15 protein-coding genes are annotated in these 16,769 nt (G+C 67.6%); 8 read left to right on the forward strand and 7 right to left on the reverse strand.

The features are described 5' to 3' along the window. Positions 1 to 8 precede the first annotated feature (8 nt). The gene (locus V7778_RS17595) at positions 9 to 383 is read right to left on the reverse strand and encodes a VOC family protein (RefSeq protein WP_335557615.1); all 375 of its coding nucleotides are present in this window, start codon (positions 381 to 383) and stop codon (positions 9 to 11) included. 33 nt (positions 384 to 416) lie between these two features. Further along, positions 417 to 899 (reverse strand): Lrp/AsnC family transcriptional regulator, encoded by a 483-nt coding sequence (locus V7778_RS17600; protein ID WP_335557617.1) that lies wholly within the window; start codon positions 897 to 899, stop codon positions 417 to 419. Between the two features lie 80 nt (positions 900 to 979). Here V7778_RS17600 and ilvB point away from each other — a divergent pair, with 80 nt between their 5' ends. Continuing rightward, entirely contained in the window at positions 980 to 2,734 is a 1,755-nt protein-coding gene (ilvB, locus tag V7778_RS17605; protein WP_335557619.1) for a biosynthetic-type acetolactate synthase large subunit, read from the forward strand. Here ilvB and V7778_RS17610 read toward each other — a convergent pair. Then, complete coding sequence (locus V7778_RS17610) at positions 2,729 to 4,777, reverse strand: tetratricopeptide repeat-containing diguanylate cyclase (protein WP_335557620.1); 2,049 nt, start codon at positions 4,775 to 4,777, stop codon at positions 2,729 to 2,731. The two genes, ilvB and V7778_RS17610, sit on opposite strands and share 6 nt — an antisense overlap. Positions 4,778 to 5,033: 256 nt before the next feature. Between V7778_RS17610 and V7778_RS17615 the strand changes: the two genes are divergently transcribed. The 6 genes from V7778_RS17615 to V7778_RS17640 all read left to right on the forward strand — a co-directional run bounded on the left by V7778_RS17615 (position 5,034) and on the right by V7778_RS17640 (position 12,339). Further along, the gene (locus tag V7778_RS17615) at positions 5,034 to 5,534 is read left to right on the forward strand and encodes a VOC family protein (protein ID WP_335557622.1); all 501 of its coding nucleotides are present in this window, start codon (positions 5,034 to 5,036) and stop codon (positions 5,532 to 5,534) included. Between the two features lie 84 nt (positions 5,535 to 5,618). Beyond that, on the forward strand, positions 5,619 to 6,506 hold the full coding sequence (locus tag V7778_RS17620) for a PhzF family phenazine biosynthesis protein (protein WP_335557624.1): 888 nt from the start codon (positions 5,619 to 5,621) through the stop codon (positions 6,504 to 6,506). A gap of 136 nt (positions 6,507 to 6,642) precedes the next feature. Beyond that, the gene (locus V7778_RS17625) at positions 6,643 to 7,425 is read left to right on the forward strand and encodes an N-acyl amino acid synthase FeeM domain-containing protein (protein WP_335557626.1); all 783 of its coding nucleotides are present in this window, start codon (positions 6,643 to 6,645) and stop codon (positions 7,423 to 7,425) included. Between the two features lie 183 nt (positions 7,426 to 7,608). Next, complete coding sequence (locus tag V7778_RS17630; RefSeq protein WP_335557628.1) at positions 7,609 to 10,491, forward strand: putative bifunctional diguanylate cyclase/phosphodiesterase; 2,883 nt, start codon at positions 7,609 to 7,611, stop codon at positions 10,489 to 10,491. A gap of 168 nt (positions 10,492 to 10,659) precedes the next feature. Further along, positions 10,660 to 11,331 (forward strand): PEP-CTERM sorting domain-containing protein, encoded by a 672-nt coding sequence (locus V7778_RS17635; protein WP_335557630.1) that lies wholly within the window; start codon positions 10,660 to 10,662, stop codon positions 11,329 to 11,331. A 3-nt stretch (positions 11,332 to 11,334) separates the two neighbouring features. After that, positions 11,335 to 12,339 carry a bestrophin family protein gene (locus V7778_RS17640; protein WP_335557631.1) on the forward strand — a complete coding sequence of 335 codons (1,005 nt, stop codon included), beginning with the start codon at positions 11,335 to 11,337 and terminating at the stop codon, positions 12,337 to 12,339. A 6-nt stretch (positions 12,340 to 12,345) separates the two neighbouring features. Here the strand turns inward: V7778_RS17640 and V7778_RS17645 are convergent, their stop codons facing one another. Beyond that, complete coding sequence (locus tag V7778_RS17645; protein ID WP_335557633.1) at positions 12,346 to 12,726, reverse strand: DUF4124 domain-containing protein; 381 nt, start codon at positions 12,724 to 12,726, stop codon at positions 12,346 to 12,348. Between the two features lie 167 nt (positions 12,727 to 12,893). Here V7778_RS17645 and V7778_RS17650 point away from each other — a divergent pair, with 167 nt between their 5' ends. Then, on the forward strand, positions 12,894 to 13,853 hold the full coding sequence (locus tag V7778_RS17650) for a threo-3-hydroxy-L-aspartate ammonia-lyase (RefSeq protein ID WP_335557635.1): 960 nt from the start codon (positions 12,894 to 12,896) through the stop codon (positions 13,851 to 13,853). 151 nt (positions 13,854 to 14,004) lie between these two features. Here the strand turns inward: V7778_RS17650 and V7778_RS17655 are convergent, their stop codons facing one another. Genes V7778_RS17655 through ompR form a run of 3 tightly spaced genes read right to left on the reverse strand, consistent with a single transcriptional unit; the run spans position 14,005 to position 16,764 of the window. After that, positions 14,005 to 14,676 (reverse strand): class I SAM-dependent methyltransferase, encoded by a 672-nt coding sequence (locus V7778_RS17655; protein ID WP_335557636.1) that lies wholly within the window; start codon positions 14,674 to 14,676, stop codon positions 14,005 to 14,007. A 1-nt stretch (position 14,677) separates the two neighbouring features. Beyond that, positions 14,678 to 16,063 (reverse strand): ATP-binding protein, encoded by a 1,386-nt coding sequence (locus V7778_RS17660; RefSeq protein ID WP_442920737.1) that lies wholly within the window; start codon positions 16,061 to 16,063, stop codon positions 14,678 to 14,680. After that, complete coding sequence (ompR, locus tag V7778_RS17665) at positions 16,063 to 16,764, reverse strand: osmolarity response regulator transcription factor OmpR (RefSeq protein ID WP_051306146.1); 702 nt, start codon at positions 16,762 to 16,764, stop codon at positions 16,063 to 16,065. Before ompR ends, V7778_RS17660 begins: the two co-directional genes overlap by 1 nt. Positions 16,765 to 16,769 lie beyond the last annotated feature (5 nt).

A 16,769-nucleotide genomic window follows, 5' to 3' on the forward strand; every position in this document is an offset into this window, starting at 1 on the left:
GTGCGGGTTCAGGCAGCAGGGGCGTGGGTCACCGCTTCGATGTTGTGTCCATCCGGATCGATCACGAAGGCTGCGTAATAGGTCGCGTTGTATTGCGGACGCAGGCCGGGCGCGCCGTTGTCCCTGGCGCCCGCGTCCAGTGCCGCGCGGTGGAAGGCGTCGACCTGGGCGCGGGTGGCGGCCGCGAAGGCCAGGTGCAGGTGGGCCGGCTTTTCGGTGGCCTGGAACAGGCAGAAGGATACCGGGCCGTCGCCGCACAGTTCGACGCCGTAGGACGGCTCGCCCTCCGCGACGATGGCGATGCCCAGCGGCGCAAGCACCTTTGCATAGAAGTCCCTGCTGGCGGCGAAGTCGCTGACGCCGATCTTGACGTGGTCAAACATGCTGTCTCCTTCTGTCTCCTTCGTGGATGCTCGTCAGCCGGGCAGGGGCGTGTCGGTGCGCTTCAGGGTGCGCAGCACGAAGCTCGACTTGCTGTGGCGGATGCCCGGGATCTTATACAGCCGCTCGCGCAGCAGGCGCTCGTAGTCGCGCGTGCCCTTGACCGCGATGCGCACGAAGTAATCATAGTCGCCCGAGATCAGGCTGGCCTCCAGCACTTCCGGAATCGACTCCAGCGCGCGTCCGAACTCGTACAGTGTCTCCTCGCTGTGGCTGTCCAGGGTGACCTGGACGATGACGGTGTCGTGGTAGCCCAGGTGGGCCAGGTCGACCTTCACCGTATAAGCTTGCAGCAGGCCGGTGTCGCCCATGCGCTTGATCCGGTTCCAGCACGAGGTGGTCGACAGCCCGACGGCGGCGCCGATCTCCTGTAGCGGCGTGCGCGAGTCCTTCAGCAGGATGGCCAGGATCGCGCGGTCGGCCGCGTCGAAAATCTTTCTGTCCTTGTCGTCTTCCACGGAAAGCCTTTCACTATTTGGCCTGAAATGATGCATGATTATGAAGCACTTTCAGGTGTGAAGTGAATACCATTTCAGGCATGGATACCCTTGCCGCCCCAGACCCTGCCGACGCTTCCACTTCTCCCACGCTCACCGGCGCCGGCCTGCTGCTGGACCTGCTGGTGCAGGCCGGCGTCGACACCGTCTTTGGCTACCCCGGCGGCGCCGTGCTGCCCCTGTACGACGCGCTCCAGCAGGAGCTCCGCCTGCGCCACGTACTGGTGCGCCACGAGCAGGCCGCCGTCCACGCCGCCGAAGGCTATGCGCGCTCCACCGGGCGCCTGGGCGTGGTCTTCGTGACTTCCGGGCCCGGCATGGCCAACACCACCTCGGGCCTGCTCGACGCCCTGAGCGATTCGATTCCCATCCTGTGCATCAGCGGCCAGGTGCAGACCGCCTCGATCGGCACCGACGCCTTCCAGGAATGCGACGCGCTCGGCATCTCGCGCCCCGTCACCAAGTGGAATGCGCAGGTGCGCGGGGTGGCCGGGATTGCGCCCACCGTGCTGCGCGCGATCCGCGAGGCGACGGGCGGCAGGCCGGGGCCGGTGCTGGTCGACCTGCCCAAGGATGTCCAGGCGCAGCCGGCGCCGCGCCATGCGGTGGCGGCCGGCCCGGAGGTGAGCTTGCCGGCGCCGCCAGAAGCTGCGCTGGACGCGGCCGCGGCGCTGATCCACGCCGCGCGCCGTCCGGTGTTCTACGGCGGCGGAGGCCTGGTCAACGCCGGGCCGCAGGCCTGCGCCGCCTTCGCTTCGCTGGTGCGCATGAAGAATGCGCCCTGCACCCTGACCCTGATGGGCCTGGGCGCCTTCCCGGCCTCCAGTCCCCAGTGGCTGGGCATGCTGGGCATGCACGGCACCCTGGAAGCCAACCTGGCCATGCACGAAGCCGACCTGGTGATCTGCGCCGGCGCGCGCTTCGACGACCGCGTCACCGGCAAGCTGGATCACTTCTGTCCGCAGGCGCGCGTGATCCACGTCGACATCGATCCGGCGAGCATCGGCAAGGTGGTGCGCACCGACGTGCGCCTGGTGGGCGATGCCGGCGCCGTGCTGGCCGCGCTGGTGCGCCGGGTCGAGGCGCTGGCGCCGGATCCGGGCCTGACGTTGCCATGGTGGCGCCGCATCGCGCAGTGGCGCGCCGCGCGCTGCCTGGCTTTCGAGGAACACGGTGAGGCGATCGCGCCGCAGCGCCTGATGCAGGCATTGTCCGGGCCGCTGGCCGCGCGCGATGCGATCGTCTCGACCGACGTCGGCCAGCACCAGATGTGGGCGGCGCAGTTTTTACGTTTCGAGGCGCCGCGCCGCTGGCTGACCTCGGGCGGCGCGGGGACCATGGGCTACGGCCTGCCGGCCGCGATCGGGGCCCAGGTCGCGCACCCGGAAGCGCTGGTGGCCTGCATCAGCGGCGACGCCTCGATCATGATGAACATCCAGGAACTGTCGACGGCGGTGCAGCACCGCTGTCCGGTGAAGGTGATCCTTTCGAACAACGGCTGCATGGGCATGGTGCGCCAGTGGCAGGAGCTGCACCACGGCGCGCGCTACAGCCACAGCTATCCGAAAGCCTTGCCCGATTTCGTCGCGCTGGCGCGCGCCTTCGGCTGGCGGGCGCGCCGCGTCGAGCGCGCCGCCGAGCTGGATGCCGCGATCGCCGAGTGCCTGGATTCAGCGGGCCCGTTCTTCCTGGACGTCGCGGTGGAGCAGGCCGAGAACTGCTTCCCGATGATCCCGGGCGGCTGCGGCCACCATCAGGTCATGCTGGGCAAGGCGCGCTGGTACGAGGCCTCATGAGCCGACGCGGGGCGGGCCGTCGACCCGTTCGAGCTCGACCAGGCCCTCGGCCGCCGCGTCCTTGGCGCCTTCGAGTTGCGCCAGCACCTCGCCGGCCGGCGCGTGCAGGCGGGTGAGGATGCGCGCCTGGTTGCGGCCCTGGGCCTTGCCCTGGTAGAGCGCCCAGTCGGCCAGGCGGATGGCGCGCTGCCAGTCCAGGTCCTCGCCGGCGCCGGGCAGCGGCAGCCACACCACGCCGGCGCTCACGGTGACCGGCACCTGGCAGGTCTCGGCCTCGACCGGGGCCGAGCCGATGGTGTCCAGCACGCGGCGGACCAGGGCGGCGACGTGCTCCTGGTCGGCGCCCGGCGCGTAGATCATGAATTCCTCGCCGCCCCAGCGCAGCACCATGTCGCTGTCGCGCACCGCCGCGCCCAGGCGCCGCGCCACCTCGACCAGCACCGCGTCGCCCACGCCGTGGCCCCAGCGGTCGTTGATGCTCTTGAAGTGGTCGATGTCCATCAGGACGAAGCAATCGACGCCGCCGGCGGCCTGGCCGCGCCGCTCCTGCTTGCCGAGCTCGGCGCGGGCGCGCATCTTCTCGAGGAAGGAACGGCGGTTATGCAGGCCGGTGAGCGAATCGCGCATGGAGTGGTATTCGAGCTGGGTGTTCACCTGCTGCAGGCGCGCGTTGCTGCGCGCCGCGCGCCGGTACAGCACATAGACCACGGCCCCGGCCAGCACGGTCAGCACGGCGGCGAAGCTGGTCGCCAGCTGGGCGGTGCGGCGGCTGCCCAGTTCCGCATCCTTCAGGTGGTTCTCGCGCTTGAGCAGCAGGATCTCGCGCGTGCGCTGGCTGGCGTCGAATTCCTCCTGCAGCGCGGCGATGGCGCGGTCACGCGAGGTACGCGCGCTGCGTTGCTGCAGCGCCTGCTGTTCGCGCACCGTGGCAAGGGCCTGCCGGTACTGGCCCGCCTGTTCCAGCATGCGGCCCTTTTCGTCGAGGACCGCTTCCAGGTCGGCCGACGCGCCGGCTTCGCGCAACTGGGCCGCCACCGCGTCGATGTGGGCAGCGCCCTCCTTGAGGCGGCCTTGTCCCATCAGGGCGAAGCCCAGGTTGGCCTTGGCCATGACGATCAGGTTCTGGTCCTTGACCCGGTTCGAGGCCTCCAGCGCCTTGCGCGCCTCCTGCTCGGCGCGCGGGTAGGCGTGGCGGCGCAGGTAATAGTCGGCGATGTTGCCGCGCACCGAAGCCTCCATGATCGCGAGGCCCGCCTGCTGCGCCCCGCGCAGCGCCTGTTCGAAGGCGGCGATGCCTTCCTCGTTGCGCTCCAGGCGGATCAGGGCGATGCCCTGGGTGTACTGGAGCTGGGCCACCGCCGGCGCCGGCACGCCGGGATCGGCCAGGCCGAGGCGGGTCGCTTCGACCGCTTTTTCCGGATGATCGTTGTTGATGTAGATCTGGGCGATGCGCCCGCGCAGCAGGCTGCGGTGGTCGGCGCTGTCCGGCAGGCTGTCCAGCATGCGCAGGGCGCCCAGATAGGCGGCCAAGGCCTTGTCGTAGTGGGCCTTGGCATTCGAAATGTCGCCCTGGGTAGTGTCGAGGCTCACCTTGAGCATGGCCGGGGCATCCGCGGGCGCCTCCGCCAGGATCGCGTCCAGCCTGGCCTGGGCGTCGTCCGGCCGGTTCTGGTCGAGCATGCGCCTTACCTCGCCGAGGCGGGCGCGCGCCGCCGTCGCGCGGTCCTTGTGGGCCAGCGCCAGCGCCAGCACCTTGCGCTCGGCGGTATAAGCCTGCTCGAGCCGGCCGGCGTCTTCGTTCAGCCAGACTTCGGTGCGCAGCAGCTCCTGCCGCAAGGCGTAGGGGGCGTTCTCGCCGGTCGCGGCCTGGAGCGATGCCAGGCGGCCGAGCGCCTCCGTGGGCGAGCGCTGCGACAGCTTGTGGATCGCCGCCAGCTCAGCCTGGGCGGCGGCGCTGTCCATGGGCGCGGCGCGCAAGGAAGCGGCGCCGAGCAGCAGGGCGGACAAGAGCAGGCAAGAGGCGAGGCGGAGGGAATGCGGCATGATTGGCGGCGCCAGTTCGGATGAATGGAAGATTATTTAGGGAAATGTTTCTTCTCTCAAGGAAAGGACTCCGGGCGTGAATGCCTTGACAAGTTATTGATGCGCTCCCGCAACAGTTCTTCCGTTGCGGCTTTTCTTGTCTATATGACTCGGAGGCTGTGCCAGCGCAAGCCTCCTGGGCGTTGCGCGAACCACCGGGCCGGCGTAGGGTTCTTATGCAAAGCCGTTCGTCCGTCCAACCTGAAGGAGACCAGCCATGAATGACAGCAGCACGTCCAAGAACGACAGCAGCACGGTGAAGCCGGTGGAAGAGGGCATGCACACCGTGACCGCGCACCTCGTATGCGCCGGCGCGGCCGATGCGATCGCGTTCTATGTGCGCGCCTTCGGCGCCGAGGAAGTCATGCGCCTGCCCGACCCAGAGGGCAGGCTGGCCCATGCGGCCATCCGCATTGGCGACTCGATGCTGATGCTGATGGACGACTACCCGGACTGGGATGCGCGCGGCCCGAAGGCGCTGGGCGGCACGCCGGTCACCCTGCACCTGTCGGTGCCGGACGTCGACAGCGCCTTCCGGCGCGCGCTCGAGGCCGGCGCCGTGTCGCGCATGGAACCGGCCGACATGTTCTGGGGCGACCGCTACGGCGTGGTCGAGGATCCCTTCGGCCACCGCTGGTCGATGGCGACCCATATCCGCGACGTGGCGCCCGAGGAAATGCAGAAGGCCATGAAGGAGCAGAACTGCCCGGGATCCTGAGCGAGGAAGGACGGGGCGGGCTGGTCCGGCAAGGCCCGGATGGCCGGGCTATCATGGGGGCTTCTCTTTCGATGAGGACTGTCCATGAACCCGAACCGTGATCCGGGCGAGCTTGCTGATCCCGCCGTCCAGCTTGGCGAGGTACTGCGCATCGCCGCCTTCGACGACGCCGGCCAGGGCGGCAACCCGGCCGGCGTGTGGATCGGCGCGGCGCTGCCGCCGGCCGCCGAGATGCAGCGCCTGGCCCATGCCGTCGGCTTTTCCGAAACCGCTTTCGCCGCGCGCGAAGGCGAGGGCTGGCGCGTGCGTTATTTTTCGCCCGAGTCCGAGGTGCCCTTCTGCGGCCATGCCACCATCGCCCTCGGCGCGGCGCTGGCGCGCGCAGAGGGCGACGGCCGCTTTGCGCTGCAACTGAATGCGGCCGCGATCACGGTCGAGGGCCGCTGCGAAGGCGAACGCGTGCAGGCGGCGCTGCAATCGCCCCCGACCCGCTCGCGCCCGGCGCCACCGGAACTGGCCGAGCGTGCGCTGGCCCTGTTCGGCTACACCCGCGAGGACCTCGATCCGCGCATTCCTCCCGCGCTGGCGCACGGCGGGGCCGATCACCTGGTGCTTGCCTTGAACAGCCGCGCAGCCCTGGCGGCGATGGCCTACGACCTCGAGGAGGGGCGCGCCTTCATGCTGGGGCACGGCCTGGTGACCGTGGTGCTGGCCTGGGCCGAACATGCGCAGCTGTTCCATACTCGCAACCCGTTCGCCTCCGGCGGCGTGTATGAGGATGCGGCCACCGGCGCCGGCACTGCCGCGCTGGCCGGCTATCTGCGCGACCTCGGCTGGCCGCACGGCGGCGCCATCGACGTCATCCAGGGCGAGGACATGGGCATGCGCTCGCGCCTGAAGGCCGAATTCGGAGACGCGCCCGGCGGATCGATCCGCGTGTCGGGAACGGCGCGAATGATGCCACTATGTTAGATGACGCACAGAACTATTGCGTTACATCAAATAAGGGCATAAAAGCATAGCTGCTCAGCAGTATGATTTTTTTGTGGCGGATTGATAATTTGATCCAGACAAGTTCTGTTTCATTCAATCAACCAGGAGTGCCGCCATGGAGCTGTTCCCCGCAGCCGTTTTCAACCCGCCGAAGGCGTCCCGTGCACGTACCGCGCGCGAAGCCGCCGCCGGTCGTGCGATCGAGCGTCTGCCGTTCACCATTCGCCGGGTAGAAACCGAGGCGGACCTGCTCAAAGCAGTGCAGATCCGCCATGCCGCCTATGCCCGCCACGTGCCCGACTTCGCCCGCAGCCTGGCGCAGCCGGAAGCCGCCGACTACGACGACGACACCATCGTGCTGCTGGCCGAGTCCAAGCTCGACGGCACGCCGATCGGCAGCACCCGCATCCGCACCAACCTCTACCGCCCGCTGGGCGTCGAGGAATCCATCGTGCTGCCGGACTGGCTGCAGGGCAAGCGCCTGGTCGAGGCGACCCGCCTCGGCATCGACGAGGGCCGCGTCGGCCGCATGGTCAAGATTGCACTGATCAAGGCCTGCTTCATGTATTGCGAAGACAATGCGATCGATTACTCGGTGGCCACCGGCCGTCCTCCGGTCGACCGCCAGTACGAGCAGATGATGTTCGTCGATGTGTTCCCGGAGCAGGGCCTGGTGCCGCTGCGCCATGTGGGCAACATCCCGCACCGCGTGATGGCCTTCGAGATCGCCACCTTCGAAGAACGCTGGACCGCGGCGCGCCACCCGCTGTTGAATTTCTTCTTCAACACCCACCATCCGGACATCGATATCGGACCGGGCGCGCCGCCGACTTTGGCCCTGCCGCGCGGATTTGATATCGAACGGTCGTCCGAACGTTGCGAATTGGCTGTCGCCTGAGCTGTTTAAGCGCCGTCAAGACATTTATTGCATGACGGCACTAAATTTACGCTGTATCCTTGCGCCTTGAGCCGCCGCAGCGACGCGCCGGCGACCTGTCCCGCATCGATACCGCCTATGCCCAATTCCACACCCAAGCTCCGTTCTTCTCTGCCAGCCGCTGCGCATGCGGCTGTGGAGCTGGTGTTAAAACTGTTCGGCTACTACCTGATCCCGATCGGCATCGGGGTCATGTCGCTGGTCGCCCTGATCTTCTTCCACGACGAGTACCGCGTCAGCGGCGACGTGCCGCTGGCCATGCACGTGACCGTGCAGGAGGGCGTGCAGGCATTGACGCCGGCCGAGGCGCTGGCGCGCACCGCGCCCCAGCCGCTGGTCAACACCCACGAGACCCACCTGTCGGAAGCCCCGGTCTGGTTCGCCTTCGAACCGATGCCGCGCGGCGGCGAGCAGGTCATCGAATTCCCTTCGCGCCACGCGCTCGACGTCGCCTGCTGGGACGCCGAGACCCTGGCGCCCCTGGGCGGCGCCACCCGCGGCGGCGTCAACGGCGCGTTCGAGATGGCCAAGGCCGGCTTCGTGCTGCGCGCGGCATCGGCGCCGCTGCCGCGCCAGATGCTGTGCCGCGGCGGCTTCTCCGGCCCGGCCCGCCTGTCGGTCCTGCAATGGCCGGCCGAGCAGTTCGACAAGTCGCTCGAGCAATACCACCGCAAGTCGGGCCTGCTCGACGGCGGCATGATCGTGCTGGCGCTGTTCGTCCTGATCACCGCCCTGATCAACCGCCAACCGCTGTACGTGCTGTTCGCCGGCTGGCTGATCCTGAACCTGCGCGTGGGCGCGCTGTCGGCCGGCTGGGACATCCAGTGGCTGGGCCAGACCATTCCGTCCGACTGGCTGCTGCGCAGCCGCTCGGTGACGATCACGCTGTACGGCATCGCCACCCTGACCCTGTACGGCGCCCTGCTCAAGGAGCACCTGGCCGAAATGCGCTATGTGTTGCCGATGCGCGTCATGCAATGGCTGTGCATGCCGATGCTGGCCGCCGCCATCCTGCTGCCTTACCGCATGTACCTGCCGCTGATGTGGGTCATCGTGGTGTGCTGCTTCGCATTGATGACGATCGGCCTGTTCAAGATCATTGTCGAGTCCCGTAACCGCGTCGCGTCCTGGTTCGCGGCTTCGTTCGCGCTGACCTTCCTGGCCTCGATGGCCGAAGTCGCCGCCGCCGCGCTCGGCCTGCGAGAACTGCTGGGCGTGATCAACAGTGTTACCGCCGCGCTTGCTTCCAGCCTGCTGGCCGCGCTCGCCGTGGCGGAGCAGATGCGCAGCGAAACGGAAAAGCGCCAGGAAGCCCAGGAAGAGCTCGAACACGCCTACAAGGCCATGCCGGTCGGCTTGTTCACCCTGGACATGTACGGTCACTTCCTGAGCGTCAACCCGGCGCTGCAGAAGATGCTGGGCATCAGCGCCTTTGTCCCTGGCCGCACCGCCTGGCGCCAGTTCTTCACCGAGATGAGCTGGACCGAGCTGCACGAGCAGGTGCATGCCAAGGCCGAGGCCGAGATGGAGCTGACCAGCCGCGACGGCAGCCAGCGCTTCCTGGTCAGCGCCACCCTGGCGCGCTCGCGCATCGAAGGCGTGCTGCAGGACACCACCGAAAAGCACAAGGCCACCGAGCAGCTGCGCTTCATGGCCAACAACGATCCGCTGACCAAGGTCTACAACCGGCGCGGGATCGAAAAGGAATTTGCGACCGCGGCCGCCAGCCTGGCGACGGGCCGCCCGATGGCCCTGGCTTACGTCGACCTCGACCGCTTCAAGCTGATCAACGACCTGTTCGGCCACGCGGCCGGCGACGAAGTGCTGCGCCAGGTGTGCGAACGCATTGGCACCATGCTGGCCGGCGGCCAGCAGATCGGCCGCGTGGGCGGCGACGAATTCGTGATCGTGATGCCGGAGACGGCGGTTCCGCTCGCCACCATCATCTGCCGCGGCATCGTCGACCGCCTCGGCAACACGCCTTACCGCGTGGGCGACAAGGCCTTCCACGTGCGCGGCTCGGTCGGCCTGATCGAAGTGGTGCCCGGCATGGTCATGAAGGACGCGGTCTCGACCGCCGACCGCGCCTGCCGCGAAGCCAAGACCGGTGCCGGCGACGGCCTGGTGGTGTACGAGCGCGGCGCCGACGCCTTCCGCCAGCGCGCCGCCGAGCTCGACCTGGTGGCCCGCCTGTCCGGCCCGAACGCGACCGACAACCTGCTGCTCGAAATGCAGCCGATCATGTCGCTCAAGAATCCGCACGAATCGCTGAACTTCGAAGTGCTGCTGCGCATGCGCGAGCCGGACGGCCGCGTGGTGCCGGCCGGCCCGGTGATCGCCGCCGCCGAGAAAAGCGGCCGCGCCAGCATGATCGACCGCTGGGTGCTGTCGACCACCCTGGCCTGGATCGCCGAGCACGCCGAGCAGCTGTGCAACACCCGCTTCGTCTGCATGAACCTGTCCGGCGCCTCGCTCAACGACGAGCGCTTCGTCCAGGACACCTTCGACATCCTGGGCCGCTACGTGCACGTGGCCAGCCGCCTGTGCCTGGAAATCACGGAAAGCGTGGCCCTGCACGACCTGGACAACACGCGCCGCTTCATCGACCAGGTGCGCAACTTCGGCGTCAAGGTGGCGCTGGACGACTTCGGCGCCGGCTACACCTCGTTCTCCTACCTCAAGGAACTGCCGGCCGACGTGCTCAAGATCGACGGCAACTTCATCGTCAACATCAACGCCCATCCGGCCAACGTGGCCATCGTCGAGGCGATCGTCAGCTTGGCCGTGAACCTGGGCATGAAGACCATCGCCGAATGGGCCGAGGACGCGGCCACGGTCCAGACCCTGCACGAGATCGGCGTCGACTACGTCCAGGGCTGGGTGGTGGCGCGCTCGCAGCCGCCCGAGCGCATCCTGGAAGCCAAGTCCTCGGCCAGCTTCATCAAGGACGAGGACCTGCTGGAACTGCTGCGCGAACTGGCCGTGCCCCAGGTGCCGCACCTGGCGAGCGTGACGCGCCTGCACTGATCCCGGTGCTTTTCGCTCGCGCCGGCGCCTTGGCGGCCGATGTCGGGTCTTTTTGCACGCGGATCATCTCTGGAAATACGAACGACCGAATGTCGTTATTGTTCAGCTACTTGGCTTCCTGGCTTGGAAATTGCTTTTTAGATAAGCATCCCACACCGGGGAGGGACCATGAAGCTGAAGTGCATTGCTGCTGCCGCGCTGCTGTTACTGCCCATGCTTGGACAGGCCGGCGTTATCTACGAATGGCGCGCACTCAACAACGACATTCCACACGGTATTTCACTGCAGCTTGAGTTCACGCATGGGACAGTGCGCAGCGGCGCATTCAACATGGAATTCGATGACATAACTCCAGGCACGCGAATTCCCGGATCCGAGCTGCTGGCGCTCCATTATTCCTTTCCTGGAGTCTTCCCGCCCGCGATCGAGTTCTGCCCCAGAGATGGCGTAGTAGGGAAGTTTACTGGCTACCTCAGCATGAACCTAGTCTTCGAGCATGGCGGATTCCTTACTGGATATATTTACGCCAACGACTCCGAGCACCATATCGAGATGCGCTCGCAAGGCCGCGTGTTCACCGTGCTCGACGCAAACAGCGATGCGGGCATGCCGCAAGCCGGCTGCGGCACCGGCTTCCCAGGCGAGGTCAAGTGCACTGGCGCGATGGGTCATTTCCGCCGGGTGCCGGAGCCCGCGTCGCTCGGCCTGTTGGGCATCGGCCTGCTCGGCGCCTACGCGTCGCGCCGGCAGAAGGCAAAGAGCCAGGGAGCGCGCGTAGCAGGTCCGGGCTTCGTTGATCGATATGCACCAATCGCACCGGAAGGCCTGTGGCATAGTTAGCCGATGCACATCGGCAAATCCTACGGATTCCTCGAGTTCCTGATCTGGACCCGGCGCCGGGCCACTCTGCTGCTCGTCAATGCCGGTCTGGCGGCGGGACTCTACCTGCTGGCGGGCTGGCACTGGCTGGCGCTGCCCTGGCCCGTCGTCGCCATTCTCGGCACCGCGGCGTCCTTCATTGTCGGCTTCAAGAATGCCCAGACCTACGCGCGCAGCGTCGAGGCCCAGCAGGTCTGGACCACGATCACCAGTCTCAGCCGTTACTGGGGGCTGATCAGCCGCGACTTTCCGGTCCATGCCGGCGCCGCCAGGGACCTGGTGCTGCGCCACCTGGCGTGGCTGACGGTGGTGCGTTACCAGTTGCGCGCTCCGCGCAGCTGGGAAGCGGCGGGACGCGCGCCGGACGTGGAATACCGCAGCAAGGCCTTCCGGGTGGCGGAGCATACCGTTCCGCTGGCACAGGCCTTGTCACCCTATGTGCCGGCCGCGGAAATGGACGCCTTGCTCGCATCGGGCAATCCGGCGGGGATGCTGATTGCCCAGCAGAGCCAGGCGATCCGCCAGCTCTACACCGGCCAGGAGCTGGTGCCCCTGCACCATGCCGAGATGCAGAAGACCTTGAAGGAATTCCTGGACCAGCACGCGCGGGCCGAGCGCATCAAGAATTTTCCTTATCCGCGCCAGTACGCGATCATCAATACGGTGTTCGTCTGGACCTTCGCCTTGCTGCTGCCCTTGGGCGTGGTCAGGGAATTCGCCCAGATCGGGACGGCCGCGGGCTGGCGGGAACTGATGGGCTGGCTGGCGGTGCCGTTCAGCACCCTCGTCGCGTGGATGTATGTCGCGCTCGACCAGGTGGGCGAAAGCACGGAGAACCCCTTCGAAGGCAGCGCCAACGACGTGCCGATCACCTACATCTGCCAGGGCATCGAGCGCGAATCGAGGACGCTGCTGGGCGAGCAAGGCCTGCCGGAACCGGCCGGTCCGGACAATCACATCGTCCTGTAGGGCGGCTTACTGGAGACCGGCCAGGGTGTGCTTGGCGCCGCTGTCGAGCAGCAGGAACTGGGCGCGCGCTTCCTTCAGGGTGGCGACGTCGCGCTGCATGGGCTTGGCCTTGGCGCGGCGCGGGGCGGCCTTGCGCTCGGCGGTGCGCGCCGGCGGCACGCTGCTGCGCTCGATCGTGAGCGGGTAGGGCTGGGCGGTGCTGACGCCTTCCGCAGCCGGCATGTTCGCCATCCGTACCGTGGTGGTGCCGTCGCCGCAGGGCTGGTCGGTAAGGGTGACATGGCCGGCGCTGTCGATGCACTTGACGATGTCGTTTCCGGCGAGGACCGCGGGTGCGGCCGCCGTTGCCGCGGCGAGCAGGCTGAGTTGGCACAGAATACGCTTCATGGTCGGCTCCTTCTGGTGAAGCTTTATTCTGCGCGCCGCTGGTCCCCGGTTCTGTTCGTTGACTCACCCTGCGCGCGGGCTAGGCGCAAATACACACAGATTGCTTTTTTACAAGCGCGGGACGCTTCGCTACAATGCAGCACCAACCCTCGAGACAGGACGCTTCCATGCATATGCTTCCCACTTACGACGACGTGGTCGACGCCGCAGGCCGCATCGCCGGCGCCGCCAACCTCACCCCGGTCCTGACCTCGCGCACCGTCAACGAAGAGTTCGGCGCACAGGTATATTTCAAGTGCGAGAACATGCAGCGCATGGGCGCCTTCAAGTTCCGCGGGGCCTACAACGCGCTGTCGCGCTTCAGTCCCGAACAGCGTCGCGCCGGCGTCGTGGCCTTCTCCTCGGGCAACCATGCGCAGGCGGTGGCGCTGTCCGCGCGCCTGCTGGGCATGCCTGCCACCATCGTGATGCCGCAGGACGCGCCGGCGGCCAAGGTCGCGGCCACCCAGGGCTATGGTGGCAAGGTGATCTTCTACGACCGCTACACCGAAGACCGCGAGCAGATCGGGCGCGAGCTGGCCGAGAAGCACGGCCTGACCCTGGTGCCGCCCTACGACCACGCGGACGTGATCGCGGGGCAGGGCACGGCGGCCAAGGAGCTGTTCGAGGAAACCGGGCCGCTGGACGCCTTCTTCGTCTGCCTGGGCGGCGGCGGCCTGCTGTCCGGCTCGGCCCTTGCGACGCGCGCGCTGGCGCCCAACTGCGACCTCTACGGCGTGGAGCCGGAGGCGGGCAACGATGGGCAGCAATCCTTCCGCTCGGGCGCGATCGTGCACATCGATACGCCCAAGACCATCGCGGACGGGGCGCAGACCCAGCACCTGGGCAAGCTGACCTTCCCGATCATCCAGCGCGACGTCGACGACATCCTGACCGTGTCGGACGATGAGCTGGTGCAGTGCATGCGCTTCTTTGCGGAGCGCATGAAGATCGTGGTGGAGCCGACGGGGTGTCTGGGGTTCGCGGCGGCGCGCAAGATGAAAGAGAGCTTGAGGGGCAGGAAGGTGGGGGTCTTGATCAGTGGGGGGAATATCGATTTGGCGCGGTTTGCCAGTTTAATTGCTTGATGAGCTAACGCTGCGCGGCGAACTTGGGTCCCCGCCTGCGCGGGGATGACGTTGTTAGGGTATACGTCGATACCAGCATCACCAACTTCGACCACGTCCCTTCGCACGTCATCCCCGCGAAGGCGGGGACCCAAGTTTGCCCGCGTATCCGCTACCCCGCGAGCTCGCCAATAAGAATGAGCGACACCGCCTTCCCCGTCTCCGGATGCACCGGCTCCCGCATCTCCACCAGCTTGAACCCGTGCGCCACAAACAGCGCCACCCAGCTCCCCACCGTCCTGAAATACCAGGGCGGCGCATCCTGGAAGCCGCTGTTGAACCCCGCCCAGCTCCCTTCGCGCCAGCCGTCCACGTAGGGCTGCTCGCCGCAGGCCACGAGCGGATGCACCGTCTGCACGACCAGCGCGCCGCCCTGGCGCAGGTAGGACGGCGCGGCGCGGAACAGGCCCTCGACGGCTTCCTTCCCGATCAGCGAGAAATTGCAGACGGCGACGTCGGCCGCCAGTTGCAGGGCTCCTGCCGCGATCTCTTCATAGGCCATGACCCGGAAGTCGCCGCCGCCGGCCGCGCGCGCCGCCTCGACCAGTTCCGGAATCGCATCCACGCCGACCATGGCGACCTCGGGCAGCGCCCGCACCAGCCAGCCTTCCCCGCAGCCTAGGTCGACCCCGGTGCGCGGCGCGCGCGCCCGCACCGCGTCCACGATCGCGTCGTTGGTCACCAGCACGCGCGAGGCGATCTCGTTGCCGCGCACCGCGCTGGTCCACGGGTCGGCATTGCGCGACCACGCATCGAGCACCTGGGTGTCGGACCGGGTCGTCATGTCAGCCGGCCAGCGGGAGGGCGATCTGCAGCAGCAGGCCGCCTTGATCGCGGTTGCGCACCGTCAGCTCCGCGTTGTGGCGGCTCAGCACGCGTTCGACGATGGCCAGGCCCAGGCCGGCCCCGTTGGCCTGGCCGCGCGCGCTGTCCAGGCGGGTGAAGGGCTTGAGCAGCTGGGCGATCTGGTCGGGCGGCACGCCCACGCCGTGGTCGCAGATGTCGATCACCGCGCGCCGTCCGTGGGCAGTCGATTTCACGCGCAGCAGGATCGCGATCTCGGTGTAGTCCGCGCCCGGGGTCTTGCCATAGCGGCGCGCGTTCTCGATGATGTTGTTGACCACGCGCCGCAGGTCGGTCGCGTTGCCCAGCACGTGCACCCCCGGCATCAGGTCGGTCTTGACGCGCAGGTCGCGGATGCGGGCCGCTTCGCGGCCCACGTCGGCCAGCATCTCCGACAGGTTCACGGCGACAAAGGTCGCGGCGTCGGTCGGCTTGGCGTAGTCGAGGAACTGGCCGATGATGGCGTCCATCTGGTTGATGTCCGACTGCATGCCCTCGCGCGCCTCTTGCGGCAGCGAGGCCATCTCGACCTCCAGCTGCATGCGCGCCAGCGGCGTGCGCAGGTCGTGCGAGATGCCGGCCAGGATCACGGCGCGGTCCTTCTCGACCTGGGCCAAGTCCTCGACCATCTGGTTGAAGCTGCGGTTGGCCTCGATGATCTCCTGCGAACCTTTCTCGGGCAGCGGGGTAGGGCGTTCGCCCTTGGCGATGGCGCGCGCGGCCGCGGTCAGGCGCGCCAGCGGCAGGTTCACCAGGCTCGAGATCAAGGCCGCGCCCACCAGCGACAGCAGGCCGACCAGGGTCGCCCAGCCCAGCCACTGCACCCGGGTCAGGCCGGCCAGGCGCTCGCGTTCGAGCATCAGCCAGTACTTGTCGTCCTCGATGTTGAAGCTGATCCAGAAGCCCGCGACGCCGTTCACGCGGCTCGAGAAGCGCGTGTCCTTGCCGAGCTTCTCGCGCACCTTGGCGGCGATCTCGGGCATCAGGGGATTGGCGGGCGGGGGCTCGACGACGTCGCTGTCCTCGAGCGTGAAAATGCGGATGCCTTCGTTCGAGACCAGCTCGAACAGCAGCTCGCGCCGCAAGTCCGGCGCCGAGTGGGTGAGCGCGGCCTTGGTGATGGTCACCACCGACACCACCAGCTCGGCGGTCTGCTCCACCTGGGGGCCGCGCTGGTAGACGTTGAGCATGCCGATCCAGGAGCCCATCGACAGGGCCGTCAGTACCGACAGCAGGAAGAAGGTGCGCCAGAACAGGCCGCTCTTGTACCAGGCGAAGCGCGCGGCGCGGCGCGCCGCCGAGAAGGGTGAAAACTGCGGTGAAAACACTAGCGCGGCTGGCCTTCCGGAATGAAGACGTAGCCCAGGCCCCAGACGGTCTGGATGTACAGGGGGCTCGACGGGTCAGGCTCGATCAGCTTGCGCAGGCGCGAGATCTGGACGTCGAGCGAGCGGTCGAATACTTCGTACTCGCGGCCGCGCGCCAGTTCCATCAGTTTTTCGCGCGACAGCGGCTGGCGCGCGTGGCGCGCGAACACCTTCAGCACCGAGAATTCGCCGGTGGTCAGGGGCACGGTCTCGCCGTTTTTCTTGAGCGTGCGCGTGCCCAGGTCGAGCACGAAGTCGCCGAACTCGAAGGTCTGCGGGGTTTCGCTCGGCGCGCCCGGGATCTCGTCCGGTCCCTTGCGGCGCAGCACCGCGCCGATGCGGGCCACCAGTTCGCGCGGGTTGAAGGGCTTGGGCAGGTAGTCGTCCGCGCCCATCTCGAGGCCGACGATGCGGTCCACGTCCTCGCCCTTGGCGGTCAGCATGATGATCGGGGTCTGGTCGCCGGCGCCGCGCAGGCGGCGGCAGATCGACAGGCCGTCCTCGCCCGGCAGCATCAGGTCCAGCACCAGCAGGTCGTAGCGCTCGCGCAGCCAGAGCTTGTTCATGGCCGGCGCGCTCTCGGCCGTCACCACCTGGAAACCCTGCTCGGTCAGGTAGCGGCGCAGCAGGTCGCGCAGGCGCACGTCGTCGTCGACGACCATGATCT

The sequence above is a fragment of the Massilia sp. DD77 genome, from assembly GCF_036961685.1.
Lineage (GTDB): Bacteria > Pseudomonadota > Gammaproteobacteria > Burkholderiales > Burkholderiaceae_D > Telluria.

Bases quoted from the DNA above. Each gene is read 5' to 3' on its own strand.
- V7778_RS17595 (WP_335557615.1), bottom strand. From the start codon at position 383: ATGTTTGACCACGTCAAGATCGGCGTCAGCGACTTCGCCGCCAGCAGG.
- ilvB (WP_335557619.1), top strand. From the start codon at position 980: ATGGATACCCTTGCCGCCCCAGACCCTGCCGACGCTTCCACTTCTCCC.
- V7778_RS17610 (WP_335557620.1), bottom strand. From the start codon at position 4,777: ATGCCGCATTCCCTCCGCCTCGCCTCTTGCCTGCTCTTGTCCGCCCTG.
- V7778_RS17615 (WP_335557622.1), top strand. From the start codon at position 5,034: ATGAATGACAGCAGCACGTCCAAGAACGACAGCAGCACGGTGAAGCCG.
- V7778_RS17620 (WP_335557624.1), top strand. From the start codon at position 5,619: ATGAACCCGAACCGTGATCCGGGCGAGCTTGCTGATCCCGCCGTCCAG.
- V7778_RS17625 (WP_335557626.1), top strand. From the start codon at position 6,643: ATGGAGCTGTTCCCCGCAGCCGTTTTCAACCCGCCGAAGGCGTCCCGT.
- V7778_RS17635 (WP_335557630.1), top strand. From the start codon at position 10,660: ATGAAGCTGAAGTGCATTGCTGCTGCCGCGCTGCTGTTACTGCCCATG.
- V7778_RS17640 (WP_335557631.1), top strand. From the start codon at position 11,335: ATGCACATCGGCAAATCCTACGGATTCCTCGAGTTCCTGATCTGGACC.
- V7778_RS17645 (WP_335557633.1), bottom strand. From the start codon at position 12,726: ATGAAGCGTATTCTGTGCCAACTCAGCCTGCTCGCCGCGGCAACGGCG.
- V7778_RS17650 (WP_335557635.1), top strand. From the start codon at position 12,894: ATGCATATGCTTCCCACTTACGACGACGTGGTCGACGCCGCAGGCCGC.
- V7778_RS17655 (WP_335557636.1), bottom strand. From the start codon at position 14,676: ATGACGACCCGGTCCGACACCCAGGTGCTCGATGCGTGGTCGCGCAAT.
- ompR (WP_051306146.1), bottom strand. From the start codon at position 16,764: ATGGTCGTCGACGACGACGTGCGCCTGCGCGACCTGCTGCGCCGCTAC.